This is a genomic window from Streptomyces sp. NPDC060049 (assembly GCF_042736715.1).
In the GTDB taxonomy this organism is placed as follows: Bacteria; Actinomycetota; Actinomycetes; order Streptomycetales; family Streptomycetaceae; genus Streptomyces.
On sequence record NZ_JBHWVV010000009.1, the window covers coordinates 128,552 to 155,449 of the forward strand.

General features: G+C 74.1%; 24 protein-coding genes. 12 read left to right on the forward strand and 12 right to left on the reverse strand.

All coding sequences use genetic code 11. From position 1 onward, the window contains the following. Window positions 1–400 precede the first annotated feature (400 nt). The gene (locus ACFWBY_RS18600) at window positions 401–1,690 is read right to left on the reverse strand and encodes an ATP-binding protein (protein ID WP_385336721.1); all 1,290 of its coding nucleotides are present in this window, start codon (window positions 1,688–1,690) and stop codon (window positions 401–403) included. 179 nt (window positions 1,691–1,869) lie between these two features. On the opposite strand from ACFWBY_RS18600, the gene ACFWBY_RS18605 reads away from it, so the two are divergent. Beyond that, window positions 1,870–3,399 carry a hypothetical protein gene (locus ACFWBY_RS18605; RefSeq protein WP_385336724.1) on the forward strand — a complete coding sequence of 510 codons (1,530 nt, stop codon included), beginning with the start codon at window positions 1,870–1,872 and terminating at the stop codon, window positions 3,397–3,399. 189 nt (window positions 3,400–3,588) lie between these two features. Beyond that, window positions 3,589–4,362, forward strand: coding sequence for a trypsin-like serine peptidase (locus ACFWBY_RS18610; protein ID WP_385336727.1), 774 nt, complete (start codon window positions 3,589–3,591; stop codon window positions 4,360–4,362). 46 nt (window positions 4,363–4,408) lie between these two features. On the opposite strand, the gene ACFWBY_RS18615 is transcribed toward ACFWBY_RS18610, so the two are convergent. The 4 genes from ACFWBY_RS18615 to ACFWBY_RS18630 all read right to left on the reverse strand — a co-directional run bounded on the left by ACFWBY_RS18615 (window position 4,409) and on the right by ACFWBY_RS18630 (window position 8,203). After that, window positions 4,409–4,897: an NUDIX domain-containing protein gene (locus ACFWBY_RS18615; RefSeq protein ID WP_385336729.1), complete on the reverse strand. Its 489-nt coding sequence runs from the start codon at window positions 4,895–4,897 to the stop codon at window positions 4,409–4,411. 9 nt (window positions 4,898–4,906) lie between these two features. Then, a complete protein-coding gene (gene lnt, locus ACFWBY_RS18620; RefSeq protein ID WP_385336732.1) occupies window positions 4,907–6,592 on the reverse strand; it encodes an apolipoprotein N-acyltransferase in 1,686 nt (561 codons plus the stop codon). 133 nt (window positions 6,593–6,725) lie between these two features. After that, complete coding sequence (locus ACFWBY_RS18625) at window positions 6,726–7,238, reverse strand: hypothetical protein (protein ID WP_385336735.1); 513 nt, start codon at window positions 7,236–7,238, stop codon at window positions 6,726–6,728. 170 nt (window positions 7,239–7,408) lie between these two features. Then, complete coding sequence (locus ACFWBY_RS18630) at window positions 7,409–8,203, reverse strand: glutamate racemase (protein WP_385336738.1); 795 nt, start codon at window positions 8,201–8,203, stop codon at window positions 7,409–7,411. A gap of 124 nt (window positions 8,204–8,327) precedes the next feature. On the opposite strand from ACFWBY_RS18630, the gene ACFWBY_RS18635 reads away from it, so the two are divergent. The 5 genes from ACFWBY_RS18635 to ACFWBY_RS18655 all read left to right on the forward strand — a co-directional run bounded on the left by ACFWBY_RS18635 (window position 8,328) and on the right by ACFWBY_RS18655 (window position 14,701). Continuing rightward, the gene (locus ACFWBY_RS18635) at window positions 8,328–9,518 is read left to right on the forward strand and encodes a glycosyltransferase (protein WP_385336741.1); all 1,191 of its coding nucleotides are present in this window, start codon (window positions 8,328–8,330) and stop codon (window positions 9,516–9,518) included. Between the two features lie 255 nt (window positions 9,519–9,773). Further along, window positions 9,774–10,337 carry a DUF6643 family protein gene (locus tag ACFWBY_RS18640; RefSeq protein WP_385336743.1) on the forward strand — a complete coding sequence of 188 codons (564 nt, stop codon included), beginning with the start codon at window positions 9,774–9,776 and terminating at the stop codon, window positions 10,335–10,337. Between the two features lie 72 nt (window positions 10,338–10,409). After that, on the forward strand, window positions 10,410–11,234 hold the full coding sequence (locus ACFWBY_RS18645) for an MOSC domain-containing protein (protein ID WP_385336746.1): 825 nt from the start codon (window positions 10,410–10,412) through the stop codon (window positions 11,232–11,234). A gap of 228 nt (window positions 11,235–11,462) precedes the next feature. Next, the gene (locus ACFWBY_RS18650; protein WP_385409676.1) at window positions 11,463–12,074 is read left to right on the forward strand and encodes a hypothetical protein; all 612 of its coding nucleotides are present in this window, start codon (window positions 11,463–11,465) and stop codon (window positions 12,072–12,074) included. Window positions 12,075–12,178: 104 nt separating this feature from the next. Continuing rightward, window positions 12,179–14,701, forward strand: coding sequence for a right-handed parallel beta-helix repeat-containing protein (locus ACFWBY_RS18655; RefSeq protein ID WP_385336750.1), 2,523 nt, complete (start codon window positions 12,179–12,181; stop codon window positions 14,699–14,701). 29 nt (window positions 14,702–14,730) lie between these two features. Here ACFWBY_RS18655 and ACFWBY_RS18660 read toward each other — a convergent pair whose 3' ends face one another. Further along, the gene (locus tag ACFWBY_RS18660) at window positions 14,731–15,243 is read right to left on the reverse strand and encodes a GNAT family N-acetyltransferase (RefSeq protein WP_385336753.1); all 513 of its coding nucleotides are present in this window, start codon (window positions 15,241–15,243) and stop codon (window positions 14,731–14,733) included. Between the two features lie 125 nt (window positions 15,244–15,368). Here ACFWBY_RS18660 and ACFWBY_RS18665 point away from each other — a divergent pair, with 125 nt between their 5' ends. Beyond that, the gene (locus ACFWBY_RS18665) at window positions 15,369–15,857 is read left to right on the forward strand and encodes an SRPBCC family protein (protein ID WP_385336756.1); all 489 of its coding nucleotides are present in this window, start codon (window positions 15,369–15,371) and stop codon (window positions 15,855–15,857) included. 412 nt (window positions 15,858–16,269) lie between these two features. Here the strand turns inward: ACFWBY_RS18665 and ACFWBY_RS18670 are convergent, their stop codons facing one another. Further along, complete coding sequence (locus ACFWBY_RS18670; RefSeq protein WP_385336759.1) at window positions 16,270–17,397, reverse strand: PLP-dependent cysteine synthase family protein; 1,128 nt, start codon at window positions 17,395–17,397, stop codon at window positions 16,270–16,272. 229 nt (window positions 17,398–17,626) lie between these two features. Between ACFWBY_RS18670 and ACFWBY_RS18675 the strand changes: the two genes are divergently transcribed. Beyond that, complete coding sequence (locus ACFWBY_RS18675) at window positions 17,627–18,178, forward strand: ATP-binding protein (protein WP_385336762.1); 552 nt, start codon at window positions 17,627–17,629, stop codon at window positions 18,176–18,178. 174 nt (window positions 18,179–18,352) lie between these two features. On the opposite strand, the gene ACFWBY_RS18680 is transcribed toward ACFWBY_RS18675, so the two are convergent. After that, window positions 18,353–19,768, reverse strand: a complete 1,416-nt coding sequence (locus tag ACFWBY_RS18680) for an ROK family protein (protein WP_385336765.1) — start codon at window positions 19,766–19,768, stop codon at window positions 18,353–18,355. Between the two features lie 40 nt (window positions 19,769–19,808). Then, entirely contained in the window at window positions 19,809–20,495 is a 687-nt protein-coding gene (locus ACFWBY_RS18685; RefSeq protein ID WP_385336768.1) for an alpha-ketoglutarate-dependent dioxygenase AlkB family protein, read from the reverse strand. A 36-nt stretch (window positions 20,496–20,531) separates the two neighbouring features. On the opposite strand from ACFWBY_RS18685, the gene ACFWBY_RS18690 reads away from it, so the two are divergent. Then, complete coding sequence (locus ACFWBY_RS18690; RefSeq protein WP_385336771.1) at window positions 20,532–21,278, forward strand: maleylpyruvate isomerase family mycothiol-dependent enzyme; 747 nt, start codon at window positions 20,532–20,534, stop codon at window positions 21,276–21,278. A gap of 78 nt (window positions 21,279–21,356) precedes the next feature. Here ACFWBY_RS18690 and ACFWBY_RS18695 read toward each other — a convergent pair whose 3' ends face one another. Both ACFWBY_RS18695 and ACFWBY_RS18700 read right to left on the reverse strand, forming a co-directional pair. Next, window positions 21,357–22,328: a spherulation-specific family 4 protein gene (locus tag ACFWBY_RS18695; protein ID WP_385336774.1), complete on the reverse strand. Its 972-nt coding sequence runs from the start codon at window positions 22,326–22,328 to the stop codon at window positions 21,357–21,359. 122 nt (window positions 22,329–22,450) lie between these two features. Then, the gene (locus tag ACFWBY_RS18700; RefSeq protein WP_385336777.1) at window positions 22,451–23,149 is read right to left on the reverse strand and encodes a TetR/AcrR family transcriptional regulator; all 699 of its coding nucleotides are present in this window, start codon (window positions 23,147–23,149) and stop codon (window positions 22,451–22,453) included. Between the two features lie 148 nt (window positions 23,150–23,297). Between ACFWBY_RS18700 and ACFWBY_RS18705 the strand changes: the two genes are divergently transcribed. Next, on the forward strand, window positions 23,298–23,756 hold the full coding sequence (locus ACFWBY_RS18705) for a nitroreductase/quinone reductase family protein (protein WP_385336780.1): 459 nt from the start codon (window positions 23,298–23,300) through the stop codon (window positions 23,754–23,756). A gap of 117 nt (window positions 23,757–23,873) precedes the next feature. Here the strand turns inward: ACFWBY_RS18705 and ACFWBY_RS18710 are convergent, their stop codons facing one another. After that, window positions 23,874–25,154: a geranylgeranyl reductase family protein gene (locus ACFWBY_RS18710; protein WP_385336861.1), complete on the reverse strand. Its 1,281-nt coding sequence runs from the start codon at window positions 25,152–25,154 to the stop codon at window positions 23,874–23,876. A gap of 279 nt (window positions 25,155–25,433) precedes the next feature. Between ACFWBY_RS18710 and ACFWBY_RS18715 the strand changes: the two genes are divergently transcribed. Further along, entirely contained in the window at window positions 25,434–26,798 is a 1,365-nt protein-coding gene (locus tag ACFWBY_RS18715) for a dipeptidase (protein WP_385336783.1), read from the forward strand. Window positions 26,799–26,898 lie beyond the last annotated feature (100 nt).

Below are 26,898 nucleotides of genomic sequence, written 5' to 3' on the forward strand. Positions count from 1 at the left end.
GCCGCCGTCCCCCCGCCCGGCCCCGTCACTCCGTTCCGCCTACGGGGGGGGGCGGGGGGGGGGGTTGTCCGGCCCGGGGGGTGGGGGGGGGGGGGCCCCCCGCGCCCCCACGACCCGCGCTGATTGACTCGTATGTGCCGCCGAGAGCTCAGGGACGCTCTCGGGGGCGCTCTCGCCGCCACGTTCCAGCCGGCGATACACCCCTGACGGAACGCGGCTGCCCCGCACGGACGCCTCGTCCGCGCGGGAGGCCCGCAGCCGCTTTGGGGAGGGGCTGCGGGCCGTCTTGCCGTCCGGGATGCGGCGGGGCGCCGCCAGGGCCCGCACGGTCCGGCCTCCGCCGGGGGCCCGCACGGTCCGGCCTCCGCTCCGCCGGGGCCGTCCGTTCGGAGCCGCCCGCTCAGAACCTCGCGTGGGCGGTGATGTCCGCCGCGAACTCGCCCGTCATCGCCGGGGTCACCGTCGGCCGGCACTGTGCCACGGCCGCCAGGTAGTCCTCCGTGCCCGCCCCGAGCTGCGCCGCCCCCGCGCCCCGCGCGCCCACCGCCTCCAGGTCCCGCTCGAATGACACCTGCGCCGCGATCCGCGCCGCGTGCTCGATGTCGGCCGGTGTGAACAGCTCGGTCGCCGCGACCAGGGCCGGTACGTCGACATCGGCGCGGCCCGCCGTGTAGCGGGACCAGATCGCGGCGCGGGCGCCCGCGTCCGGGGTACCGATCGGGATCAGGTAGTCGAAGCGGCCGGGGCGCAGGAACGCCGGGTCGAGCGAGCGGACGGAGTTGGTGGCGCAGACCAGAAGCCGTTCGTCGCCCTCCCGGAAGCCCGGTATCAGTTTGAGCAGCTCGTTGGTCACCCCGTGGATCCCGCCGGGCTGCGCGGGCTCGGTGCGCACGGGCGCGATCTCCTCGACCTCGTCGATGAAGACGAGGACCCGCTCCAGCTCGCCGATCCGGGCGAAGGCGTCGCGCAGCGCGGCGGCGAGGTTCCCCTCGTCGGCGAGACGCGAGGGCAGCAGCTCCACGAAGGGCCAGCCGAGCCGGGAGGCGATGGCCCGGGCGAAGGTGGTCTTGCCGGTGCCGGGCGGACCGAAGAGGGTGATGGCGCGCGGTGGCCGCACGCCGTGCGCGGCGGCGCGCTCGGGCTCGGCGAGCGGCAGCACCACGCGCCGCTCGATGAGGTCCTTCTCCTTCTCCATGCCGGCGACCTTGGCCCACAGGTCGTTCGGCAGGAAGCGGCCGCCGAGGTCGTCGAGGAGCCCGGCGGCCGGTCCGTGCAGCGGCTCGGTCTTCTCGAAGTAGGCGACGGCGGGCTGCCGCGTGTATCCGGCGTTGAGCAGGCCCTCCCCGAGCAGGTCCTCCTCGGGCAGGACGTAGGCGATGCGGCCGACGCGGGCCGCGATGAGCCGCCGCTCCAGTTCCACGAGCAGGGCGCTCGCCAGGCCCCGGCCGCGCCAGCCGGCGGCGATGGCGATCCGCATGACCCAGGCGCGCTCGCCGGTGACGCAGGCGAGGGCGGCGCCGATCGGTACGCCCTGGTGGACGGCGACCACGCAGGGCTGCCGGTCGGTGAGGGCGCCGATGCACTCGGCCAGGGAGAAGACCGACTCCTGGCCGAGTTCGGCCGTGGTGTCGATGAGATGGACAACGGCCGCGAGATCGCTCTCGCGGTAGTCGTGAATCAGCCAGTTCACCAAGTACCGCCCCTGTCGTGCACCGTGTGCCCGCTGGGCACCTTCTGCCGCGAGGCTAGGGGCGGGCGGCCCACACGATCACGCTCCGTCGTGCACAACACCCGGTCCGGAAACCGTCCGTGGCGTCCATAGACTGGTGCTTTCCGCCCGAACAGTGCTCCGAGGATCCGAACGCCTTCATGACATCCCACATATCCACCGGCCCGCCGAGCGGTACCGCCCTGCGCGCGACGGGCCGACGGGCCATCGGCCGCAGCCGTCGGCGGCCGAATCTCGTGTGGCTGGTTCCGTTTCTCTGGACACTGGCGCTCGGCCTGTGGGGGATCTCCCGTCAGCACAGCGTGTGGCGGGACGAGGCGGCGACCTGGCAGGTGGCGCAGCGCTCGCCCGGCGAGATCTGGCACATGCTCGGCAATGTGGACGCCGTCCACGGCCTCTACTACCTGCTGGTGCACGTCCTCTTCGAGGTGTTCGGGGCGAGCACGACGACCCTGCGCCTCCCCTCGGTGCTGGCGGTGGCGCTCGCCGCCGCCTGCGTGGCGCTGATCGGGCGCCGGCTGGCGGGCCCGTGGGCGGGACTGGGCGGCGGGCTGGCCCTCGGGCTGCTGCCGGCCGTGCAGTTCCAGCTCCAGGAGGGCCGCGCGTACGCGCTGGTCGCGGGCGGCGCCGGGGTCTCGACCCTGCTGCTGGTCTCGCTGCTCACGGCCGGTTCCGGGCGGCGGACGCGGCCGCGGTGGGCGGCGTACGGGGCGGTCGTACTGGTCTGCGCGCTGCTGAACTGGTTCTCGCTGCTGATCCTGCCCGCGCACGCGGCGACCCTGTGGTGGGTCCGGGCCGGACGCGGCGCCCTGGCGTGCTGGCTGACCGCCTCGGCGGCGGCCGTGGCGGGTGCGCTCCCGCTGATCCTGTTCAGCCGGACCCAGTCCGGCCAGGTCTCGTGGATACCGCCGCTGACCTGGCACATGATGATCGGCCCGGCGGTGCTTCTGGCGATCGGCGTGCTGGGCGCCTGGGCGGACCGGTGGAACGGGCCGCACGGCGCGGGCCGCGGAGCCCGGCTGTCGGCGGCGGCGGTCGGGCTGCCGCTGCTGGCGGTGCCGCTGCTGGGGCTGGCCGCCGCCTCCCTGGTCCAGCCGCTGTTCCTGGACCGGTACGTGCTCTTCTGCATGCTGGGGCTGGCCCTGCTGATCGGCGCCGCGCTCGGTGCGGCCGTACGGGCCCTCGCGCCCCGGTGGCCGAAGACGTCGGGCGCGCTCGTCCCGGCCGTCATAGGGGTCTCGGCGCTGGCGGTGCTGCCGGTGGCGGTCGCCGACAGGTCCCCGGCCAGCAGGGTGGACGACGTCCTGGCGGTCGCCGGGGAGGTGTCCCGGCTGAAGCGTGACGGCGACGCGGTGCTCTTCGTGCCGGCGGCCCGGCGGGACACCGCGCTGGTCTCGCCCGGGGCGTTCGCGGGGCTGGCGGACGTCGCCCTGGCCCGCGGTCCCGTGGAGTCGGGCACCCTCAAGGGCGAGGAGGCGGGCCCGGCGCGGATCACGGCTGAGCTGCGCGGGCGGCGGCGCGTGCTGCTGGTGACGGACGCGACCAGGACGGCGAAGCCCCCGGGCGCCCAGGCGGACCGGGCGAAGGCGGCGGTCCTGGCGGCCGAGTTCACGGTGGTGGCGGACCGGGAGGTCCGGGGCCGCCGGGTGACGGTGTACGAGCGGCGCTAGCGCCGCGCGCGGTCGGCGTCGCGAGGCGTGCGCGTCGCGCCGGCACGGGCCCGCTCCGGCTCGGTCCGGCCCCGGCTCCCGCTCCGGCTCTGGGGCCGGCTCCCGCTCTGGGCCCGCCCCCGGTGATTCACAGCCGATTCATATGGATTCCCGGCCTCCCGCCACAGGTTCGCCCACCAGGCTCTGAGCATGATCCAGCGCCTTCCCTCCCGATCGGACCGCCGCCCCCGCGCCCGTGGCCGGCGCGCGTCACGGATCCTGGCAGCCCTGGCAGCGATGACGGCGCTGCTCGGCGTCGACGTGCCGGACGCCCTCGCCCGACCGCCCCTCGGCGTCACCACGACGGCCGCGGCCGACGCGACGGCGGGACGGGTCGGCGCCCTGTTCGCGGGCGGCATCGACGGCGGGCACTTCTGCACGGCCGCCGTGGTGCGCAGCGAGGACCGCGATGTGATCGCCACCGCCGCGCACTGCCTGGGCGACCTGGACCGCACCTACTTCGCCCCCGGCTACCGGGACGGCGAGGCACCGTACGGCCTGTGGAGGCTGACGGACATGTACGTGGCACCGGACTGGACGGACGGCCGCGACCCCGATCACGACATCGCCTTCGCGACGCTGGCCCCGCTGGGCGGCCGGGAGGTCGAGGACGTGGTCGGCGGCTTCACGGTCGCGGCGGAGCAGCCCGCCGGGGCCACGGTCTCCATCGTGGGCTATCCGAGTACCGGCGAGTCCCCGCTGTACTGCTCCAACGGCACGACGCTGATCTCCGCGACGCAGCGTCGCATCGAGTGTCCGGACCTCAGCGGCGGGACCAGCGGCAGTCCCTGGCTCGTCGACGGCGCCCTGGCGGGCGTCCTCGGCGGCTACGAGGGCGGCGGGAGCGACCCGGACGTCTCGTACAGCGCGGTCATGGGCGACCAGGCGTCGGAGCTCTACCGGGAGGCGGCCGTCGACGGCTGAGGTCCGGTCACCGCGCCGTTTCCCCGGCGCCGCGCGCCGTGCGCCTCTACGCTCCGGCCGCGGCGGGGGCCTCGAACCAGGTCGGCTCGTCCCGCAGGGCCCGGCGGATCCGGTCGACGGCGAAGGACTCCAGGGGCTCGGGCAGCGCGTCCGGCTCGAACCAGGCCACCTCCAGCGACTCGTTGTCGTTGACCCGCGCCCGACCGCCCGTGGCCCGGCAGCGGAAGGTGATGTCCTGGAACTGGCAGACGTCGCCGTTGGGATAGGTGATCGGCGGGAGCATCTGCACCAGCACCACCCGCTCCGGTACGCACCGCACCGCGGTCTCCTCGTAGACCTCGCGCACCGCCGTGTCGGCCGGCTGCTCCCCCGGCTCGGCGATCCCGCCGATCACCGACCACCGCCCGGTGTCGGCGCGCCGCCCCAGCAGCACCCGCCCGAGGTCGTCGACGACGATGGCGGTCACCCCGGGCAGCAGGAGCAGTTGGTTCCCGGCGGAGGCGCGCAGGGCGCGGATGAAGTCGGGTGTCGTCATCTCCCGAGCCTACGAGGCCTTGGCGAGGCGGCGGGCCGCCGACCAGCCGAGGCCCGCGGCCGCGAGGGCCAGCAGGGCGTACTCGACGAGCGGGCCGTAGCGGGTCGCGGGCGTCTCGCTGGAGCGCAGCGGGATCTCCGCGACCAGGGCATCGGCGGTGAACATCTTCGTCTGCTGGACGATCGCGCCGTCGGGGCGGATGACGGCGCTGACCCCGCTGGTGACCGGGACCAGGACGGTTCGGCTGTGCTCGACGGCGCGGACCCGGTCCATGGCGAGCTGCTGGTAGGTCATCTCGGTCCGGCCGAAGGTGGCGTTGTTGCTGGGCACCGCGATGACCTGGGCGCCGGCCCGGACGGTGGAACGGACGGCGTCGTCGAAGGCGGCTTCGTAGCAGGTGACCATGCCGACTCCGCTGCCCGCCATGTCGAAGACGCCGGGCTCCTTGCCGGGGCCGAAGTCGCGTCGCACGCGGTCGACGTCGGAGCTGAAGAGCCGGACGAAGGACCGCATGGGGATGCGCTCGCCGAAGGGCTGGATCTTGCGCTTGTCGTAGGTGTCGGTGGGGCCCTTGGCCGGGTCCCACAGGATCATCGTGTTGCGCAGCGGTCCGGTCTCCGGGGCCAGTACGGAGCCGATCGCGACGGGCACCCCGATGGCCTTGACCGCCTCGTCGATCACCTCGTAGGCGTCGGGCTCGGCGTACGGGTCGATGTCGGAGGAGTTCTCCGGCCAGACGACGAAGTCCGGCTTGGGGACCCGGCCGGCCTTGACGTCCTCGGCGAGCTGGACCGTGCGGTGGGCGTGGTTGTCCAGGACCTGGCGGCGCTGGGCGTTGAAGTCGAAGCCGGCGCGCGGCACGTTGCCCTGGATGACGGCGGCCACGACGGTGCCGTCCTCGGCCGTGTCGGAGATGAGCGGCCGGGCCGCGAGGGCGCCCGCGAGCGGGGCGGCCACGGCGGTGGCGGCGAGCAGCGCGGCGGTGGCCCGGCGGGTGTCGGCGCCGACGCGCAGGACCTCGTAGAGGCCGAATCCGCACAGGGCCACGGCGAAGGAGAGCAGCGGGGTGCCGCCGAGGGCCACGAGCGGCAGGAGGACGCCGTCGGGCTGTCCGAAGGCGAGCTTTCCCCAGGAGAACCCGCCGAAGGGGGCGCGGGCGCGCAGCGCCTCGCCGGCGATCCAGACGGCGGCGCCCCACAGCGGCCAGCCGGGGAGCCGGCTGACGAGGGCGATGCCCAGCGCGGCGAGGCCGATCAGGAGGGATTCGAGCGTGACGAGGGCCAGCCAGGGAACCGGGCCGACGCCCTCGCCGGTCCAGACGAGCAGCGGCAGCAGGAAGCCGAGGCCGTGCAGGACGCCCAGGCCGAAGCCCGCGCGGGCGCGGCGCCCGTACAGGCACCAGCCGAGCAGGGCGAGCGCGAGGGGGGCCAGCCACCACAGGGGGCGGGGCGGGAAGCTGAGGTAGAGCAGCACGCCGGAGAGGACGGCGAGCGCGGGACGCGCGAGGCGTTCGGACCGCCGTCGCGCGGGGGAGGCCGCCGGGACGCCCTCGGTGGAGGCCGGGACGCCCTCGGTGGAGGCCGGGACGCCCTCGGTGGAGGCCGGGGAACCGGTCGCTGGTTCCGTTTCCGTTTCGGCTCGGGTGGCGGGCTTCGGGGGCTCGTTCCCGGCCGCGCGGGTCGCACTGCTGCTCATCTGGCGGAGTGTACGTCCCTGTGCTGTGCCGGTGGACTTCCCGGCGGGGCCGTTCGGGCGGGTGAAGGGGCCCCACGGTGGGTCGGCGCGCGGGTCGGCGCGCGGATGGACAGACCGTTCGACCGGGCGGGGATCAGCGCGCGCGGGCCCGCATGTGGGCGCGGAGCACGAGGACCGCGCTCGCCGCGTCGTCCACGGTGACGGTGAAGAGCTTGCCGTCGCCGAGCCGCAGTTGCACGCCCTCGCCGCGCCGCACGATGACGCCCGTGCCCTTCTCCGGGCGCCAGCGGTAGCCCCAGCCGCCCCACTGCTGGGGGGTGATCTTGGGTACGAACTCGGCGGAGGCCATCTCGGTGAGCCTGATCTTCCGGCGCGGCAGGCCGATGAGGCCGCAGCGCACCTCCATCGCCTCCGCGTCGACGGTGACGGCGACGTGGACGAAGGCCAGGGTGCCGAAGAGGATGAGCAGCCCCACGGCGAGGCAGCCGATCACCGCCATGAGGAGCGCGACGAGGCCCGCGTCGCCGTAGTCCACGGCGAGCTCGACACCGAGCGCGAGGCAGGCCAGACCGGCGCCGGCGAGCACCCACTGCACGCGGTTGGAGGCCCGGCCCGTCCAGAGCGGACCCGGGGGGTGAACCTTCATGTGTAGCAGCGTACTCACGTTCCGCACGTACGCCACCGACCTCGCCCCCGGCACCGGAGGCGCCCCCGGGGGGCCTGGAACCCCTACCGCGAGACGGCCTGACCCGGAAGGAGTCCGAGGAGCACGTCGCCATCGGCGAGCGCGCGGCCGCCGTCACGCCCTGACCGGGGTCATCCCCGGACGGCGGCGCTCCGGTCGGCGAGGAGGCGGCCCTCGGCGTATGCGAGAGCGGGCTCGGGAAGCGTGCCGGGACGGCCGCTGAGCAGCACGGTCAGGCCGCCGGTGCGGGGCAGGCCTGGCGCGGGCCGGGCTCCGAGCCGGCGCAGCGCCTGGACGGCGACGGGCTCGGCGGAGCCGTGGTAGACGAGCTCCGCGCCACCGGTGCGCCGGTCCAGTGCGGTCCGGATGGCGGACTCGACCAGCTCGTAGTGGGTGCAGCCGAGCACCACGTCGGTGACGTCGGCCGGGGTCAGCGCGGCGGCCGCGGCGACGGCCCGTACGACGGAGGCCCCGTCGGCGGCCTCCACGGCGTCGGCCAGCCCCGGGCAGGGCACCTCGGTGACGCGTGCCCCGTCGGCGAAGTCGCGGATCAGGCCCCGCTGGTAGGGGCTGCCGGTGGTGGCCGGGGTGGCCCAGATGGCCACGCGGCCGCCCGCGGCCGCGGCGGGCTTGATCGCCGGCACGGTCCCGATGACCGGGACCACGGGTTCCAGCTCGGCGCGCAGCGCGGGCAGGGCGTGCACCGAGGCGGTGTTGCAGGCGACGATCAGTGCGTCCGGCCGGTGCTCGGCGGCGGCGCGGGCGACGGCGAGCGCCCGGCCGGTGAGGTCCTGGGGGGTCCGCGGACCCCAGGGCATCCCGTCGGGGTCGCAGGACAGCACCAGCTCGGCGTCCGGCCGCAGCCTTCGCATCGCGGCGGCCGCCGCGAGGAGGCCGATACCGGAGTCCATCAGGGCGATCTTCACTTGGTCACCTTAATCGATCGTCCGGGCGGGCCCGGGGCGGCGGGACCGCCGCCCGCTCCGAACCACCCGCCGGAGTCCGGTGTCCGGGGCCTCACGACCGGCGATTGGCGGCACACTGCCGGGAATGGGTCTCCTTCTCGTCGCCGCCTGCGCATCGCTCGCCGTCTGGCTCTGGCTCGCCCTCGGGCAGGGCATGTTCTGGCGGACCGACACACGGCTGCCGCCCCGGCACGCACCCGCCCGCTGGCCGTCCGTCGCGATCGTCGTCCCGGCCCGGGACGAGGCGCAGGTGCTGCCTCTGAGCCTGCCCTCGCTGCTCGCGCAGGACTATCCCGGCGAGGCCGAGGTCATCCTCGTCGACGACGGGAGTACGGACGGCACCGCCGCCCTCGCCCGACGCCTCGCGCTCGCCCACCCCGGGCTCCCCCTGACCGTCGTCTCCCCGGGCGACCCCGGCCCCGGCTGGACCGGCAAGCTCTGGGCGCTGCGCCACGGGATCGAGCACGCCCGTACCGCGCACACCCGCCCCGGCGGAGCGCCCGTCGAGCCCGACTACCTCCTCCTCACCGACGCCGACATCGCCCACGAGCCCGACAGCCTGCGCGAGCTGGTCGCCGCCGCGACGACGGCCGGCCTCGACCTCGTCTCCCAGATGGCCCGGCTGCGCGCCGTCGGCATGTGGGAGCGGCTCATCGTGCCGGCCTTCGTGTACTTCTTCGCGCAGCTCTACCCCTTCCGCTGGATCAACCGCCCCGCAGCCCGCACGGCGGCCGCCGCCGGCGGATGCCTCCTGCTGCGCACCGGGGCGGCCGTGCGGGCCGGGGTGCCGGACTCGATCCGACAGGCCGTCATCGACGACGTCTCGCTGGCCCGCGCGGTCCAGGGCACCGGCGGCAGGATCTGGCTCGGCCTCGCGGAGCGGGTGGACAGCGTGCGCCCGTACGCCTCCCTCGCGGACCTGTGGCGGATGGTCTCGCGCAGCGCCTACGCGCAACTGCGCCACCAGCCCGCCCTGCTCGCCGGAACGGTGGCCGGGCTGGTCCTCGTCTACCTCGTGCCGCCGGTCACCCTCCTCGCCGGCCTGGCGACGGACCGGCCCGCCGTCGCCTGGGCCGGCGGCCTGGCCTGGCTGCTCATGACCGCGACGTACCTGCCGATGCTGCGCTACTACCGTCAGCCGATCGCGCTCGCGCCGCTGCTTCCGCTCACCGCGCTGCTCTATCTCCTGATGACCGTCGATTCCGCCGTGCAGCACTACCGCGGACGCGGAGCGGCATGGAAAGGACGTACCTATGCCCGCCCCGGCGATGCCTGAAACCGGTCGTCCCCATCCGAAACCATGCCATCCGAGGTCACAGCTTTGTGACTCGCTGTCAGCATTCCGCGGGCCGTCGTCGGCTCAACACCCAACCGGCCAGTACGAGTAGGAGCAACACGGGATGGAAGTGACGAATCGTGCACGTGGAGAGGAAGTGAAACCTGTGGCCCTGACCTGCGAATATGCAGGTCAGCGCGGTGTTGACGACACCTCGCTATGGACCCGGTGAAGTCGTGGGCTTAACTTAGGTCCATGACCTCCCCCCGCTCCACTTATGGCGGCGGTTACTACTCCGCGCCCTCCTTCCCGGACACCCCTATCTACGACTCCCTCGTCGCCGAACGCGGCACTCCGCAGATCGCCCCGATCCGCGTCCCGGCCGCCTACGAGTCACCGGTTTCCGGCTACTCGAGCGGTGGGTACCTCCCGGCCCTCCCGTCCTCGCTCCCCGCGCTGCCGGCCGCGCTCCCGCCGGCCGGCTCGCAGCAGCACGCCCCTGCGTACGGGTACCCGTACCAGCAGCAGTCCGCTCCGCAGCCGATGCCGCAGATGGCCCAGATGGGTCAGATGCAGCAGCCGATGCCGCTCCAGCAGGCGCCCGCCCCCTACATCCCTCAGCAGCAGTTCGCGGCCCGCACGGGCTACGTCCCGCAGCCCCAGCCGCAGCAGCCCCGCCCGGTCGCCACGGGCACGGGGTACGAGGCGATGCGCCCGGCCGCGCCGCGTCCGATGCAGGCGCAGCCCGCGCCCGTTCCGGCCGCCTCGTACGAGGACCCGTACGGCCGTCCGTACCAGCAGCAGGGGCGTGGCTACTGACCGGGGCACTCGCCACGATCGCTCGGAGGAGGTCGCCGCGGAGGTCCTGAGGGCGACTGGCAGTATTCCCTCATGTCGATATTGCGTGTCCAGGCGCTCCACGTTCACCCCGTCAAGTCGGTAGCGGGGACAGCTCCCGACGAGGTGGCCGTGGAGCCCTGGGGCCTGTCCGGCGACCGGCGATGGGCCGTCGTGGACGGCGAGGGCATGGTCATCACCCAGCGCCAGCAGCCGAGGCTGGCTCTGGCGAGCGCCCGTCCGCTGGGGGGCGGAGGGATCGCGCTGTCGGCACCGGGCATGGCGGACCTGACGGTGGAGGTACCGGGTCCGGGGCCGCTGGAGCCGGTGGTGCTCTTCGGCAAGAGCATCGAGACCGTGAGCGCGGCACGCGCGGCGGCCGACTGGTTCACCGCGTACCTCGGGGTGCCGGCGCGCCTGGCCCACCTGGACGACCCGGCCGTTCGGCGGCCCGTGGACCCGGAGTACGCGCTGCCCGGCGAGACCGTGAGCCTGGCCGACGGCTATCCGCTGCTCATCGTCACCCTCGCCTCGCTCGACGCGCTCAACGAGCTGATCTCCCGGGGGGACCATCCGGAGGAGGGCCCCCTCCCGATGAACCGTTTCCGCCCGAACGTCGTGGTTTCCGGGGCCGAGGCGTGGGCCGAGGACGGCTGGCTGCGCGTCGCGATCGGCGACGCCGTCTTCCGCGGGGCGCGCGAGTGCGGGCGCTGCGTGGTCACGACCACCGACCAGACGACGGCCCGGCGGGGCAAGGAACCGCTCAAGGCCCTGGCCCGGCACCGGCGGATCGGGAAGTCGCTCGCCTTCGGACGACTGCTGGTCCCCGTGCGTCTGGGTACGGTTCGAGTCGGTGACGAGGTCCGCGTCCTGGAATGAGGGAAGACTGGCGCGACAGCCGCTGAGCCCACTCGGAATGACACCTTCGGGGGGCTCTGGGGAAACGGTGGAACCAACCACCGTGAACTGCCCGTTGGATCAGTCGGGACATGTGCGCCGGACCGGGTGACACACGTCTCGCGAGTCCCGGAATGCGCTCGCTGAGGGCATGCGGGAGGCTAGGACTGCAGGCAGGCGGAGACTGGCAGAAGTTGGGGGAGCCGGACCGTGTGGACAGCTATGGGTGTGTGGCGTTGGCGGCGCAATCCGCTGCGCCGCCGGACTGATCTATTCGAGGCGTGGGTGGCCTTCGCCGCCGCGGTGTGCGTGCTCGTCGTGGCCCCGGCCGTCGGCTGGGCCGCGGGCCTGCGGGTGGACGGCACGCTGCAGCGGGCAGCGAGCGAACAACGGCACGAGCGGTACCTCGTACCGGCGGTGGTGGTCCGGCCCTCGCCGGAGCAGGCCGTCGACGCGGAAGCCGACCCGGCGGCGCAGCGGCAGACCCCGCAGCGCACCAGGATCGTCGCGTCGTGGACCGCGCCCGACGGCAGCAGCCACCAGGGGACGGTGCCGGCCGCGGAGGAACCGCCGCGCCCCGGCGACCGGTTCCGGATATGGACCGACACGCACGGCCGACTGGTCGGGCAGCCCCTGGACCCGGCTTCGGCGAGCTTCCACGCGGTGGCCGCGGGCCTCGCGGCCGCGCTCGTGATCGCCGCTCTGGTGGAGACCGTTCGCCGCCTGGTCGTACGCAGGCTCATGCATCGGCGGTACATACGGCTGGACCGCGCGTGGGCCCAGGCGGGACCGGACTGGGGCCGGGCGGGCGCGGGCAGCTGACCTGGCGGCTCACCGGCCCCACGCGCGCTACGGTGGAGCGCCGGAGGAGGTGCGCAGGCCGGCACGGGCGCACGCGAACACGAGGGTGGGGGCACGACAGCACCATGGCTCAGGGCACGGTCCAGGTGACGCACGGCGGGACCTCGCGGTGGCGTCGCCGCTCCGGTGAATATCCGACGCTGACCGCCGCGCTCGCCGCGGCGGGCGACGGCGACGTCCTGTCCATCGCGCCCGGCACCTACCGGGAGAACCTGGTGCTGGAGCACGCCGTGATCCTGCGCGGGACCGAGGGCGCGCTGGGATCGGTGCGGATCGCGCCGCTCGACGGGGTCGCGCTGACCATCCGCGCCTCGGCCGTCGTCCAGGACCTGCACCTGGAGGGGCAGGACCGGGCGGCGCCCGCGCTGCTCGTCGAGGACGGCGCCCCCGAGCTCAGCGACCTGCGGGTCAGCACCCGGTCGGCGGCCGGCATCGAGGTCCGCGGCAGCGGCGCCCGGCCGCTGGTCCGGCGATGCACCGTGGAGAATCCGGCCGGGGTCGGAATCGCCGTACTGGACGGCGGCGGCGGGGTGTTCGAGGAGTGCGAGGTGGTCGCCGCCGGGCAGACCGGGGTCTCGGTGCGCGGCGGCGGCCGCCCGCGTCTGGAGCGCTGCCGGATCCACCACGCCACGGGCGCGGGCATCGGGGTGACCGGTGACGGTTCGGGACTTGAGGCGCTGGGCTGCGAGGTCTATGAGATCAAGGGCGCCGGCGTGCAGATCGCCGCGCGGGCCACGGCCGTGCTCACCGACTGCGCGGTCCACCGCACCTCGGCCGACGGGGTCACGCTCGACACGGACGCCGCCTTGACCCTCGACGGGTGCGACATCCACGACATCCCGGAGAACGCAGTGGACCTGCGCTCCCGCGCGGTGCTGACCCTCAGCCGCACCACCGTCCGCCGGTTCGGCCGCAACGGGCTGTCGGTGTGGGATCCGGGCACCCGGGTCGTCGCCGACTCCTGCGAGATCCACGACAGCACCGGCGACTATCCCGCGGTCTGGATCAGCGACGGGGCCAGTGCCTCGCTGGACTCCTGCCGCGTGCACGACGTGCCCGACGCGTTGTTCGTCCTGGACCGCGGTTCGCGCGCCGACGTCGTGGACAGCGATCTCTCCCAAGTGCGCAACACCGCCGTCTCGGTGAGTGACGGGGCCACCGTGCAGCTGGACGACTGCCGGATCCGGGAAGCGGCCACCGGTGCCTGGTTCCGCGACCACGGCAGCGGAGGCACCCTGGCCAACTGCACCATCGACGCGGTCCAGACCGGCGTGATCGTCACCAAGGGTGCCGATCCCGCGCTGGAGCGGTGCACGGTCAGCTCCCCCGCCGAGGCGGGGTTCTACGTGTCGGCGGGCGGACGCGGCACCTTCACGGCGTGCCGGGTGACGGGCAGCTCCGGCTTCGGGTTCCACGTCCTCGACGGCTGCCGCACCACCTTGAACCGCTGCCACACCGAACGCTGCGCGCGCGGGGGTTACGAGTTCGCCGAGGACGGCCCGGTCGCCGAGGAGTGCACGAGCGACGAGTCGGGGCCCCGCCTCGCCGCGCAGTCGGCCTCGGGGGCGGGAGCGGGGCAGTCCGGGGAGCGCGCGGGGATCCGTACGGTCCCGGTCGCGCGGGGCCCCGTAGCGCCCCCGGCGGCGGACCGGGCGCCGCTGCCGGCGCCGCGGCCGTCCGACGGGGCGGATCCGGTCGCCGGCGCGGCTGCGGCCGGGCGCGGTTCGGGCGAGGTGCTGGGCCAGCTCGACGCCCTGGTGGGCCTGGACAGCGTCAAGCGGGAGGTCCGTGCGCTCACCGACATGATCGAGGTAGGCCGCAGGCGGCAGCGGGCGGGCCTCAAAGCGGCCTCCGTCCGGCGCCACCTGGTCTTCACCGGCTCCCCCGGTACCGGCAAGACGACCGTGGCCCGGCTGTACGGCGAGATCCTGGCGTCCCTCGGTGTGCTGGAGCGCGGCCACCTGGTGGAGGTCTCCCGGGTGGACTTGGTCGGCGAGCACATCGGGTCCACGGCGATCCGCACCCAGGAGGCCTTCGAACGGGCGCGCGGCGGGGTGCTGTTCATCGACGAGGCGTACGCGCTGGCACCCGAGGACTCCGGGCGCGACTTCGGGCGCGAGGCCATCGACACGCTGGTGAAGCTGATGGAGGACCACCGGGAGGCCGTCGTGGTCATCGTGGCCGGGTACACGGCGGAGATGGACCGCTTCCTGACCGTCAACCCCGGAGTGGCCTCGCGTTTCTCCCGGACCATCACCTTCGGGGACTACGGGCCCGAGGAGCTCCTGCGGATCGTGGAGCAACAGGCCGAGGAGCACGAGTACCTCCTCGGCGAGAAGACCTCCGAGGCGCTGCTGACGTACTTCACGGACCTGCCCAAGGGGCCGGCCTTCGGCAACGGCCGCACCGCCCGCCAGACCTTCGAGTCGATGGTCGAGCGGCACGCGGGGCGGGTGGCGCAGCTGCCGGAGCCGAGTACGGAGGACCTCACGCTGTTGTTCCCGACGGACCTGCCGGACCTGCCGGACCTTCCCGGCCTCAACGCGTCGCCCGGCCCCGCCGGACAGCAGGTCCCCGCGACGCGCTGACCTGGGGGCCCCGCTCACAGGGCCCGGGCCTACAGGTCGCGGCGCATGCACACCCGGGGCCGGCGGTCGAGGCCGTGGGCGGCCTCCCGGTCGCGGATGTCGCGCAGGCCGGGCCCCAAGTCGCTCTCGTCGAGGGCCCGGAAGCCGCAGCGGGCGTAGTAGGGGGCGTTCCACGGGACGTCGGTGAAGGTGGTGAGGGTCAGGGCGGGGGCGCCTTCCGCCCCGGCCCGCTCCGCCAGGTGCTCCAGCAGGGAGCGCCCGATGCGGCGGTGCGCGCGGTCCGGCCGCACCGACACCTGCTCGACGTGGAGGTTGCCGTCGACCCGGTCCGCGATGAGGTAGCCGACCGGGGTCCCCCTCCCCGTCCCGTCGGCCGCGACCCAGGCCAGTCCGGCCCGCCGGTAGCCGAGGAGCTCTTCCAGCGGGAGCGGTTCGTCATCGGCGATCTCCGGCATTCCGATGTCCCGGAAGCACTCCCCCGCGGCCCGCTCGATGTCCCGCAGGACGGCCAGTTCGTCGATGTGCGCTGCTCTGATCAGCATGCGGGCATTGTCCCGCCCGGAGCCGGGTCCGCGAAACGAGTTCACCACCCCACGGCGGACATCTGACGGTCCGCCAGCTATGGTGGCTGCCCGCCGGATGTCCACCCGACCCAGGGAGTACCGCCATGGCCCGCCGACTGCGCCCCGTGGGGCTGGACTTCATCGAGGACGCCCCCGTGCGCCTGGCCTTCACCACCCGCACCACGGCGGCGCCCGAGACCGTGTACCAGGCGCTGGCCGAGGAGGTGGAGGGCTGGCCGAGCTGGTTCCGGGCGGTCACGCTCGCCCGGCCGACGCACGGGGGCGCCGGGCGCGAGGTCAGGCTGATGGGCGGGGTCCGGTTCCAGGAGACGATCATGGCCGCGGAGCCGGAGCGGCGCTACGCGTACCGGGTCGACGAGACCAACGCCCCCGGCATGCGGGCCCTGCTGGAGGAATGGCGACTCGCGCCCGCCGGAACCGGAACGCAGGTCCGCTGGACCTTCGCGGCGGACGGACCCGCCCCCTTGCGGTTCGCCCTCGCCGCCGCACGCCCGGGACTGGGCCACTCCTTCCGCACGGCGGTCCGCACACTGGACCGGCGCCTGGCGGGCCGGCGCGGGGCGGAGCAGTAGGAGCCGGGATCCGGGCGGAGCAGTAGGAGCCGGGCCCGGGCGGAGCCGAGCGGAACGGTTCGGGAGGAGCCGTCCGGTCTGTGGCCGACGGCCGGGTTGGCCTCTGCCAGGTCCCCGTAGCCACCGGCCGTCCACACCCGTACGCGGAACCCCTGGAGGGTCAGGGCGGCCTGTTCGCCCTCGAAGTGGACCCTGGCGCAGCTCCCGCAGCACCAGCCCTGGAGCCAGAGCCGCTCGGCGGCGGCGAGGCCGGGCCCCGTCCGCGCGCGGTGGGCGGCGAGATCACCTCCCGGGTGACCGCCCGCCGCCGTCCGTCATCTCCGCCATGGCCCCCGCCCCCTCCGCGCCGTGCCCCCGTACCCGAAGTCCGCACAGCGTAGCCAGCGCCGTCGGGACCGGCCAGAGGAAACCTTTATGCGGCAGGCTCCCGCCACACTCCGGTCGTCAGCATGGTTTCGAGAGTCAGCGCGTACGGGGCGAGGTCGAGGCCCTGCGCCGCGACCCATTCGTCGGAGTAGTACTTGTCCAGGTAGCGGTCGCCCGGGTCGCAGAGCAGGGTGACGACGCTGCCGGTGCGACCCTCCGCCACCATCTCCGAAATGATCTTCAGCGCGCTCCACACGCCCGTACCGGTGGAACCGCCCGCCTTGCGGCCGATCGCCGTCTCCAGCGCGCGGCACGCCGCGATGCTCGCCGCGTCCGGGACCCGCATCATGCGGTCGATGGCGCCCGGTACGAAGCTCGGCTCCATCCGGGGCCGGCCGATGCCCTCGATGCGCGATCCGCAGTCGCTGCTCGCGTACGGGTCGTTGTTGGTCCAGCCGTCGAAGAAGCAGGAGTTCTCCGGGTCCGGGACGCAGATGCGGGTGTCGTGCTGCATGTAGTGCACATAGCGCGCGATGGTCGCGGACGTGCCGCCGGTGCCGGCCGTGGCCACGATCCACGCGGGCTCGGGGTAACGCTCCAGGCGCAGCTGCTGGTACATGGACTCCGCGATGTTGTTGTTCCCGCGCCAGTCGGTGGCGCGCTCCGCGTACGTGAACTGGTCCATGTAGTGGCCGCCGGTCCGGGCGGCGAGCTCGGCCGACTCCTCGTACATCTTCATCGAGTCGTCGACGAAGTGGCACGCGCCGCCGTGGAACTCGATGAGCCGGCACTTCTCCGGGCTCGTCGTCCGCGGCATCACGGCGATGAACGGAACGCCGATCAGCTTGGCGAAGTACGCCTCGGAGACCGCCGTGGAGCCGGAGGAGGCCTCGATGACCGGGCGGCCGGGGCGGATCCAGCCGTTGCACAGGGCGTAGAGGAACAGCGAGCGGGCGAGGCGGTGCTTGAGGGAGCCCGTCGGGTGGGTGGACTCGTCCTTGAGGTAGAGGTCGATGCCCCAGGCCTCGGGGAGCGGGAAGCGCAGCAGGTGGGTGTCGGCGGAGCGGTTGGCGTCCGCCTGGACCTTGCGGACGGCCTCCTTGAGCCAAGCCCGGTAGTCCGCGTCGCTGCGGTCGACGTCGATGGTCGTGGCGGTCGTACCGGTGGTGCTCATGCGCCGTGCTCCTTCGTACTTCCCGATGTCCCGAGTGCTCTTCGGGGTGCGTCTCTTTGCGGCCCGCTTTCGCAATGTACCCCGCTCACCTGCACAAACAGTCACTTTGGGTATCCATATGAATCCCTTTCGATCGCATTCGGTTGCACAGATCCGCACAGTGGGTGACCCTTGGGGGGTGTCACCGAGGGTGCAGCACCCGTAACACTGATGTCGGGGAGTCGCAGCCGTGATCAGTCATTCCCGCAGGCACTGCGTAGTCGAACTGCAGGCCCTGCCCTTGCGGATCGGACAGATCCGCCGCATCGTTTCCGCGCAACTGCGCCACTGGCAGCTCGATCCGCTCATCGACCGGGCAGCGCTCGGCGTGACGGAGCTGCTCAGCAACGTCCACCGCCACGCGCAGCCGGACAAGACCTGCACGGTCGAGATCGAGCTCCGGCTCGGCCGCCTGACGGTCTCCGTCTACGACAGCGATCCGCGCCTGCCGGTGCTCCATCCCGTCGAGGCCGACGCCCTGGAGACCTCCGGACGCGGGCTCGCGCTCGTGGAGGCCGTCAGCGAGGCGTGGGGGGCCCGGCCCCAGGCCGACTGCCCGGGCAAGGTGGTGTGGTTCTCGCTGCGCGCGGCTCCGGGCCCGGTGGCTCCGTCGGAGCACCCGGTGATCCTGGCCGACAAACCCCTACGAGCACCCGCGCCGGCCCTGCTCGTCGCGGTTCCCGCCGAGCCCGTCCCGGCGGGCCTGCCGGTGGCGGCCTCGGTCGGAGCCCGGCCCGGCTAGGGCTTCGCTCTCGGATGGTGCCGGGCCCGCGGAGCCCGGCACCGTTCCCGGCCGCGTTGTCGCCGCCCCGGCACGGCTCCGCGCCCGGCACAGCTCCGCGCCCCGCACGGCTCCGCATCCGGCAGGGCTCCGCGCCGCGCTACCCGGCGAGCGCCCGCAGGCGCCGTCAAGCGGTCAGGCCGCCGCCCCCAGGGCCCCTAGGGGGTCGTCCAGGACGGGCTGCCAGGCGAGCTCGGCGGCGCCGACCAGGCTGTTGTGGTCGAGCGTGCAGGGCAGGATCGGCACGCCTCCGCTGCGCCCCCACAGGCTGCGGTCCGCAACGACCGCGCGCAGCCGCTCGGGGTCGGCGTCGAGCAGCTCGCGGTGCAGTCCGCCGAGGATGATCCGGTCCGGATTCAGGATGTTCACCAGGCCTGCGAGACCCAGCCCGAGCCGGTCGATGAGCTCCTCGACGGCCGCCCGGACGCCCGGCTCCGCGGGCTCCTCGCGCAGCAGGTCGCGGGCCTGCTGGAGCAGCGACACCTCGGGACCGGGCGTGCGCCCGGCGGCGGTGAGGAAGGCCAGCGGATCGGCCTCCACGTCGAGGCAGCCGCGGCTGCCGCAGTGGCAGGCGCGCCCCTCCGGGTTCACGGTGAGGTGACCGACCTCCAGGGCCAGGCCCGAACTCCCGCTGTGCAGACGCCCGTCCAGGACGAGCGCCCCACCGACCCCGCGGTGCCCGGTGGCCACGCACAGCAGGTGCTGCGCGCCGCGGCCCGCTCCGTGACGGTGCTCGGCGAGCGCGGCGAGGTTGACGTCGTTGCCGGTCAGGGCCGGGCCGTCGATGCCTGCGGCCTTCACGCGCTCGGCGAAGATGTCCCGGACCGGAGAACCGGCCGGCCAGGCCAGGTGCAGCGGGTTCAGCGCCGTACCCTCCGGCTCCGCGACCGCCGAGGGCACCGCCAGCCCGGCGCCGATGCAGCGCCGGCCGGTCTGCGCGAGCAGCGCGGCGCCGGCTTCGACGACCGCGCCGAGCACCTGGGCGGGGTCCGCGGACACGGGCACCCGGCCGGGGGCGGTGGCCACGATCCGGCCGCCGAGGCCGACCAGTGCGGCCCGGAAGCCGTCCGAGTGCACCTGCGCGGCCAGCGCCACCGGGCCGTCCTCGTCCACGGAGAGCCGGTGCGAGGGCCGCCCCTGGGCTCCGCCGGCCCCGCCGGGGCGGGAGTCCACGCGGATCAGGCCCAGCGCCTCCAGCTCGGCGGCCACGGCCCCGGCGGTGGCGCGGGTGACGCCGAGCTCGGCGGTGAGGACGGCGCGGGTCGGGGCCCGGCCGGTGTGGACGAGTTCCAGCGCCGGGCCGAGGGCACCGCGGCCGCGCTCCAGCTTGCTCCGGGCGGAGCCGCCGGCGTACGCGGTGGGGGCGGTCGAGGATGCCTGGGCGTCCGGCGGTGCCGGCGCGGGGCCGTCCGCCGCCCCGGCCCCGTCGGGCCCGTCGGACCGGTCAGATGCGCCGGACCTGCCCGTGCTGCCCGTGCTGCCCGTCCCGTCGGTCCCCGCGGACACCGTGGTCACGTCCCCCACCCGCGGCGGGGCCCCGTTGCCGTTCATGACAGCGATCCTCGCACGGCCGGAGGGCCCGGGACGCCGCCTACCGGCCGAGCCCGCCGACCCGGAGTGTGATGTTCAGCCGCCCCGTCAGCCCGAGGGCGGCAGGAGCGGTGCCCGGCAGGACCTTCGGTACCCCGTGGTAGGCCCTGCGGACCGGTCCGCCGAAGACGAACAGATCCCCGCTGCGCAGCTCGACGTCCCGGTACGGACGTCCGCGCGAGGCCGTGTTTCCGAAGCGGAAGAGGCACGAGTCTCCCAGGCTGAGGGAGACCACCGGGGCCTCGGAGCGCTCCTCGGCGTCGCGGTGCATGCCCATGCGGGAGTCGCCGTCGTAGAAGTTGACCAAGGCGATGTCGTACGCGCTCCCGGGGTCCGCCGCGGCGAGGTCCGGGACGTCCGCGTAGGCGGCGGCCACGGCGTCCCGCCCCAGACGCGCGAGCCAGTCGGGCATCGGCTTGACGGGCGCCCCGTCCCCGTCCACGGCGGTGGGCGCGTACCCGTACGGATACCAGTGCAGCCCCAGGCACACCTGCCGCGCGGTCATCGTCCCGCCACCCGGCGTGCGCACGGTGCGCAGCCCCGCGGGCGGCCGGGCCCACGCGCGGCAGGCGTCCAGCAACTCCCGCTGCGCGGCGGGCTCCAGCCAGTCGGGCACGTGCACGGCGCCCGGCACGATCTCGGTCCGCTCGCGCGGGAAGAGCTCGCGCGGGAAGAGTTCCCCGTCCATGCCCTCCATTGTGCGTCCGGCTGGCAGACTCCCGGCATGGAGATCATCGACTATGTGAAGACCGTCGCGCGGGAGGGCGAGGCGCTCGCCGACGCCGCCGAACGGGCCGGTACGGACGCGATCGTGCCCGCCTGTCCCGAGTGGCGGGTAGCCGATCTGCTGCGGCACACCGGTTCGGTGCACCGCTGGGCGACCGGCTACGTCGCTGAGGGCCGCGACGAGCGCGTGCCGTTCCCGCAGGCACCCGGAGTGGCGGGCGCGGAGCTGCTGGCGTGGTTCCGCGAGGGCCACGCGGCACTGGTGCGGACGCTGACCGAGGCGCCGGCGGACGTGGAGTGCTGGACCTTCCTGCCGACGGCCCCGCCGTCGCCGCTGGCGTTCTGGGCCCGGCGCCAGGCGCACGAGACCACCATGCACCGGATCGACGCGGAGGCGGCGCTGGGCACCGCGTTCGGGGCGGTGGAGCCCGGATTCGCGCAGGACGGTGTGGACGAATTGCTGACCGGCTTCCACGCGCGGCCGCAGAGCCGGGTGCGGACGGCGGAGCCGCGGGTGCTGCGGGTCCGCGCCGACGACACCGGCGCGGTGTGGACCGTCCACCTGTCCGAGCAGCCGGCGCGGACCGTGCGCGGCGAGCCGGGGGCGGAGACGGCCGACTGCACGCTGACCGGCGGGGCGGCCTGGCTGTACGCGGCCCTGTGGAACCGGGTGCCGCTCACCGGGCCGGGCGTCTCGGGTGACGCGGAGCTGGCGCGGCTCTGGGTGGACACGGCCGGAATCTGATCCGCCGCCGGGCGCGGCCTGGCGGTGGCGGGCGAGCGCCCTGGCCGCCTCCGGCGTCCGGCCCTGGGAGAGGCCGTTTCAGCCGAGGCCGGACGCGTACGTGGTCTGGGCGCGGTACTTCCAATCCGGCTGCGCGTTCCAGGGGTTGGGCATCCGCGCGCTGGTCGCGTAGGCGTAGCCCGCCCCGCGCTCGAAGGCCGTGCGCAGGGTGGCGCGCATCGCCGTGGCGTCCGGGACGTCGTGGACGAGGTGCCAGAACGCCGTCCCGCTCGGGTCGAGTTCGGTGCCGGGGCGATAGCCGGTGAGGGCGTTGAACACGTTGCCGCCGAGCCATCCCCCGCCGGTGTACGCGGCGTAGGAGTCCTCGTAGGTGACGAAGAGGTCGGCGGTGCGGTGGCCGGGCTCCAGGTAGCAGTCGGCGATGGCCGTGCCGGGGTTGTTGACGACCAGGTCCGCTGCGCCGGGGGCGACCGCCTCCATGGTGTCCTGGACGTAGCCGCGGAGCTCCGCGTAGTGGTCGCGGGTGGCGTTGGCCGGGCCGCAGTCGCGGCTGACGACGTCGAAGAAGATGCCGTCCACGTGGAGGCGGCCGTCGGACGTCTTCAGGTAGTTGTCGACGGAGGCCTTGACGGCGGCGATGTCACGGTTGCCGTGGTCGGTGTGGACGTAGCCCAGCACCTTGGTCTTCTCGCCCGTGGCGGTGGTCCCGGTGCGCAGGGCGTCGGCGCGGGCCCGCCAGGGGGCGTCGAACGGGGAGTCTCCGTTGCCCGGGTTGAGGACGACCACGGAGGCGGCCGGACCGGTGGCGGACAGTTCGACGAGCATCGGGTCGTCGGCCCAGACGTAGGCCGGTACGGCTATCTCCAGGCCCCGTACGCCCGGTCTGCGGGGTGTCGGGGTCACCTGGGGGGCCGCGGCCGGTCCGGGAGCGCCGGCGGCGGCTGCTGCCGCGGCCCGGCCCGAGCTGGCCGAGGCGGTGACGGCGGGCGCCGGCGCGGCGAGTAAGAGGGTGGCGAGGACGGCGTAGACGGCCTTCGCGGCGCGGGTCATGACTGCTCCTCGGGCGGCGGCTGGGGGGCGACCCGAGGAACACTAGACGCGCGGCCGGTCACACCAAGGCGAAACCGTTCGCTTCGGTATGAGGAACTGACAAGCGAACTTTCCCCTGGCCGTCACACGACGGGCAGTCCCACCCCGTGGGCCAACTGCCCCGCGGCGTGCCGGAAGAAGGCGTCCCGGTCCTCGACGATCCGGGTGAACTGGCCGAAGAGTTCGAAGGAGACGAGTCCGAAGAGCTGCGCCCACGCGGCTACCAGGGCGGCGGTGACCTCCGGAGGCAGACCTTCGGCGAAGTGCCCGGTCATCCGGACGGCTTCGGGGCGCAGTTCGGCGGGGAGCGGCGGGAGGCTGACGCCGCGGCCCTCGTAGGCCGCGCGGGCGATCTCGATGAGGGCGTTGCCGACCCGGGAGGCGGGGCCGATGGTGTCGAGGGGGGCGGTGTAGCCGGGGACCGGCGAGCCGTAGATGAGGGCGTACTCGTGCGGGTGCTCCAGCGCCCAGGCGCGGACGGCCTCGCAGACCGCGATCCAGCGGGCGCGGGGCCCGGAGCCGGCGGCGAGGGTACGGGCGTCGGCCTCCTCGGCGGCGGCCCCGACGCTGTCGTAGGCGTCGACGATGAGCGCGGTGAGCAGCTCGTCGCGGCTGGGGAAGTAGCGGTAGAGGGCGGAGGAGACCATGCCCAGCTCGCGGGCGACGGCGCGCAGGGAGAGCTTGGCGGCCCCCTCGGCCGCGAGCGCGCGGCGGGCCTCGTCCTTGATGGCGGCGGTGACTTCGATGCGGGCCCGCTCGCGGGCCCCTCGCACGGGGCTCATGAGATTCAGTGTGACATGCAAGCAGAGCACTGCCCAACATAAGAAGCGGCGATCCGTTTAGAGAGCACTGCTCTTGCTTTGGAGCGCCGATCCGTGGACACTGTTCTCAAGCGAGAGCACTGCTCTCCCCACTGCCTCGGAGGCCGCCATGAACGAGCCCACGCCCTACTACGCCAAAGTCAGCCCGTTCGACTTCCGCCTCAACGCCTTCTTCGGGAAACTCGCCCGCCTCGGCATCAGCCTGGCCGGATCGGCCGAACTGTCGGTGCGCGGCCGCACATCAGGCCGGATACAGAGGATCCCCGTGAACCCGTACACGCAGCACGGCGAGCAGTACCTCGTCTCCGCCCGCGGCCACTCCCAGTGGGTGCGCAACATGCGCGCGGCGGGCAGCGGCGAGATCCGTGTGGGCCGCACGACGCGTACCTTCACCGCCACCGAGATCACCGACCCCGCCGAGAAGGCCGTCGTGCTGCGCGGCTACCTGAAGAAGTGGGGCTGGGAGGTCAACCGGTTCTTCCACGGCGTCACCGCGAAGTCCTCCGAGCCCGAGCTCCAGGCGGCCGCCGCCGACCACCCGGTCTTCCGCATCACGGTCACCCGCTGAACCCGGCCGGCCCCGGACACCCGGTGCCCGACGACGGAGGCGGCCTCGCCGGCACACCCGGCAAGACCGCCACAATCCGTACCGCGGTACCTCCGCGCCCCCGCCGGAGCGCCGGCTTCAGCCCTGATCTCCGCCCGCGCCCTCGGCCCGGCCCTCGGCCCCGCCCGCGCCCTCAGCCGGGCTCGCGCCTTCGGCCCGGCCGCGCGCCTGCCTGGCGTCGAGCAGGTGCAGGGCCTTGCGCGCCAGCGGGTACGTACGCACCATCTCGGCCAGGGTCATCGAGCCGCGCGTGATCCGGGCGAAGGCCAGCCAGGCCGGCCGGAAGCCGGTGATCACCGCGTGCAGGAGCCCCGGCTTGGCCTCGAAGAGCGTCAGCATCCGCTTGCCGACGTTCATCTCCACACCCAGGCCCGCCTTGACGGCGAAGGCGTAGTTGAGCGCCTGGCGGCGGGCGTCCACCGCGTCCTGCGCCTCGGAGACCTTCACGGCCCACTCTCCGGCGAGCCGGCCCGAGCGCAGCGCGAAGGAGATGCCCTCGCGGGTCCACGGTTCCAGCAGACCCGCCGCGTCGCCGGCGACCAGCACCCTGCCGCGCGAGAGCGGCGAGCCGGGCTTGCGGCAGCGGGTCAGGTGCCCCGAGGAGAGGGCCGGTTCGAAGCCGGCCAGCCCCAGCCGGGCGATGAAGTCCTCCAGGTACCGCTTGGTCGCGGCCCCCTCCCCCTTCGCCGAGATGACCCCGACGGTGAGGGTGTCGCCCTTGGGGAAGACCCAGCCGTAACTGCCCGGGAGCGGGCCCCAGTCGATGAGGACCCGGCCCTTCCAGTCCGCGGCGACGGTGTCCGGCACGGGGATCTCGGCTTCCAGCCCGAGGTCGACCTGGTCCATCTCGACGCCGACGTGCGCGCCGATCCGGCTCGCGCTGCCGTCCGCGCCGACCACGGCGCGCGCCAGCACGGTCTCGCCGTCGGCCAGCACCACGGCGACGGTGCGACGGTCGGGCACGGACGCGCCGTGCTGCTCGACGCGCGCCACGGCCGTACCCGTACGGACGGTGGCGCCCGCCTTCTCCGCCTCGGCGACCAGGGCCGCGTCGAACTCGGGCCGGTTGATCAGCCCGAACAACATCTGCTTCGAACGCCGCGTCCGGGGGAACTTCCCGTCCAGCGAGAAGGTGACCGCGTGGACGCGGTCTTTGAACGGCAGTACGAAACCCGGCGGCAGGGCGTCGCGCGAGGGGCCGATGATGCCTCCGCCGCAGGTCTTGTACCGGGGCAGTTCCGCCTTCTCCAACAACAGGACGCGCCGTCCCGCGGCCGCGGCCGCGTGCGCGGCCGAGGACCCGGCCGGCCCGGCCCCGACCACGACCACGTCCCACACCTCGCCGGTCCCCCCGGCCACCTCCGCGTCCGCCCCCTGAGCGGCCTGCCCTGCTGCCGCGTCGCGTACGTCGCCGCTGTCGCTCTCGTCGCTGCTCACGATGTGCTGCTGCTCCTGATCCTGCGGTTCACGCCTTGCACGATGCCGGGGAAATCCTACGGCGCCGGACCGACTGCCCCGCTGTGCGAGGATCGAGACAGTGTTCAGCCCGACCCGCACGCGCCCACCCCGCGCATGCGGGGGCGCACACCCGTACCACGTCGCACCCATACCAACGTCGCACCCAAGAGGAGCGTGCCCATGCCGTCGCACCCGATCGCCGAGACCATCGCCTCGCTGATGCCCCGCGCCAAGCAGGAGCTGGCCGAGCTGGTGGCTTTCCAGTCGGTGGCGGACTGGGCACAGTTCCCCAAGAGCGAGAGCGAGGGCGCCGCGAACTGGGTGGCCGACGCGCTGCGCGCCGAGGGCTTCCAGGACGTCGCGCTCCTCGACACCCCCGACGGCACCCAGTCGGTGTACGGCTTCCTGCCCGGCCCGGCGGGCGCGCCGACGGTCCTGCTGTACGCGCACTACGACGTGCAGCCCCCGCTGGACGACGCGGCCTGGGTCTCCCCCGCGTTCGAGCTGACCGAGCGCGACGGGCGCTGGTACGGGCGCGGTACGGCGGACTGCAAGGGCGGGTTCGTCCTGCACCTGCTCGCGCTGCGCGCCCTGAAGGCCAACGGCGGTGTGCCGGTGGGCGTGAAGGTGATCGTCGAGGGCTCCGAGGAGCAGGGCACGGGCGGGCTCCAGCAGTACGCGACGGCCCACCCCGAGCTGCTGGCCGCCGACGCCGTCGTGATCGGCGACGCGGGCAACTTCCGCAAGGGCCTGCCGACCGTGACGGCGACCCTGCGCGGCATGGCCCTGCTGAAGGTCAAGGTCGACACCATGGCGGGCAACCTGCACTCCGGCATGTTCGGCGGGGTCGCCCCCGACGCGATGGCCGCCCTGATCCAGCTGCTGGCCTCGCTGCGCTCGCCGGACGGTTCGACCACGGTGGACGGGCTGGCCTCGGACGCGGTGTGGGAGGGCCTGCAGTACCCGGAGGCCGACTTCCGTGCCGACGCGCGGGTGCTGGACGGTGTCGAGCTGATCGGCGAAGGCACGATCGCGGACCGGCTGTGGGCCCGGCCGGCCGTCACCGTGCTGGCCGTCGACTCCCCGCCGCTGGTCGGCGCGACCCCGTCGGTGCACGCGAGTGCGGGCGCGCTGGTGAGCCTGCGGGTGCCGCCGGGCGTGGACACGGCGCAGGCGATCAAGCTGTTGGAGGCGCACCTGGTGGCGCACACCCCGTGGCAGGCCCGGCTGGAGCTCGAAGTCGTCGGCCAGGGCCAGCCGTTCCAGGCGGACACGGACAGCCCGGCGTACGCGTCGATGGCGCGGGCCATGGAGACGGCGTACCCCGGCCAGGAGATGCAGATCAGCGGCATGGGCGGATCCATCCCCCTGTGCAACACGCTGACCTCGCTGTACCCGGACGCGGAGATGCTGCTGATCGGGCTGAGCGAGCCGGAGGCGCAGATCCACGCCGTCAACGAGAGCGTCTCCCCCGAGGAGCTGGAGCGCCTCTCCGTCGCGGAGGCGCTGTTCCTCGTCAACTACGCGCAGTCCAAGCGGGCCTGACCCCCGCCCGGCGGCCGAGGTCCCGCCGACCGAGGTCCCGGCGACCGAGGTCCCGGCGGCCGTGTGTACGCCCAGGGCGCAGTGCGCTCTGGGCGTACCA

What these genes read in the sequence shown, in the direction of transcription:
- ACFWBY_RS18605 (WP_385336724.1), top strand. Translation starts at nt 1,870, where the DNA reads ATGACATCCCACATATCCACCGGCCCGCCGAGCGGTACCGCCCTGCGC.
- ACFWBY_RS18610 (WP_385336727.1), top strand. Translation starts at nt 3,589, where the DNA reads ATGATCCAGCGCCTTCCCTCCCGATCGGACCGCCGCCCCCGCGCCCGT.
- ACFWBY_RS18615 (WP_385336729.1), bottom strand. Translation starts at nt 4,897, where the DNA reads ATGACGACACCCGACTTCATCCGCGCCCTGCGCGCCTCCGCCGGGAAC.
- lnt (WP_385336732.1), bottom strand. Translation starts at nt 6,592, where the DNA reads ATGAGCAGCAGTGCGACCCGCGCGGCCGGGAACGAGCCCCCGAAGCCC.
- ACFWBY_RS18625 (WP_385336735.1), bottom strand. Translation starts at nt 7,238, where the DNA reads ATGAAGGTTCACCCCCCGGGTCCGCTCTGGACGGGCCGGGCCTCCAAC.
- ACFWBY_RS18635 (WP_385336741.1), top strand. Translation starts at nt 8,328, where the DNA reads ATGGGTCTCCTTCTCGTCGCCGCCTGCGCATCGCTCGCCGTCTGGCTC.
- ACFWBY_RS18640 (WP_385336743.1), top strand. Translation starts at nt 9,774, where the DNA reads ATGACCTCCCCCCGCTCCACTTATGGCGGCGGTTACTACTCCGCGCCC.
- ACFWBY_RS18645 (WP_385336746.1), top strand. Translation starts at nt 10,410, where the DNA reads ATGTCGATATTGCGTGTCCAGGCGCTCCACGTTCACCCCGTCAAGTCG.
- ACFWBY_RS18655 (WP_385336750.1), top strand. Translation starts at nt 12,179, where the DNA reads ATGGCTCAGGGCACGGTCCAGGTGACGCACGGCGGGACCTCGCGGTGG.
- ACFWBY_RS18660 (WP_385336753.1), bottom strand. Translation starts at nt 15,243, where the DNA reads ATGCTGATCAGAGCAGCGCACATCGACGAACTGGCCGTCCTGCGGGAC.
- ACFWBY_RS18665 (WP_385336756.1), top strand. Translation starts at nt 15,369, where the DNA reads ATGGCCCGCCGACTGCGCCCCGTGGGGCTGGACTTCATCGAGGACGCC.
- ACFWBY_RS18670 (WP_385336759.1), bottom strand. Translation starts at nt 17,397, where the DNA reads ATGAGCACCACCGGTACGACCGCCACGACCATCGACGTCGACCGCAGC.
- ACFWBY_RS18680 (WP_385336765.1), bottom strand. Translation starts at nt 19,768, where the DNA reads ATGAACGGCAACGGGGCCCCGCCGCGGGTGGGGGACGTGACCACGGTG.
- ACFWBY_RS18685 (WP_385336768.1), bottom strand. Translation starts at nt 20,495, where the DNA reads ATGGACGGGGAACTCTTCCCGCGCGAGCTCTTCCCGCGCGAGCGGACC.
- ACFWBY_RS18690 (WP_385336771.1), top strand. Translation starts at nt 20,532, where the DNA reads ATGGAGATCATCGACTATGTGAAGACCGTCGCGCGGGAGGGCGAGGCG.
- ACFWBY_RS18695 (WP_385336774.1), bottom strand. Translation starts at nt 22,328, where the DNA reads ATGACCCGCGCCGCGAAGGCCGTCTACGCCGTCCTCGCCACCCTCTTA.
- ACFWBY_RS18700 (WP_385336777.1), bottom strand. Translation starts at nt 23,149, where the DNA reads ATGAGCCCCGTGCGAGGGGCCCGCGAGCGGGCCCGCATCGAAGTCACC.
- ACFWBY_RS18705 (WP_385336780.1), top strand. Translation starts at nt 23,298, where the DNA reads ATGAACGAGCCCACGCCCTACTACGCCAAAGTCAGCCCGTTCGACTTC.
- ACFWBY_RS18715 (WP_385336783.1), top strand. Translation starts at nt 25,434, where the DNA reads ATGCCGTCGCACCCGATCGCCGAGACCATCGCCTCGCTGATGCCCCGC.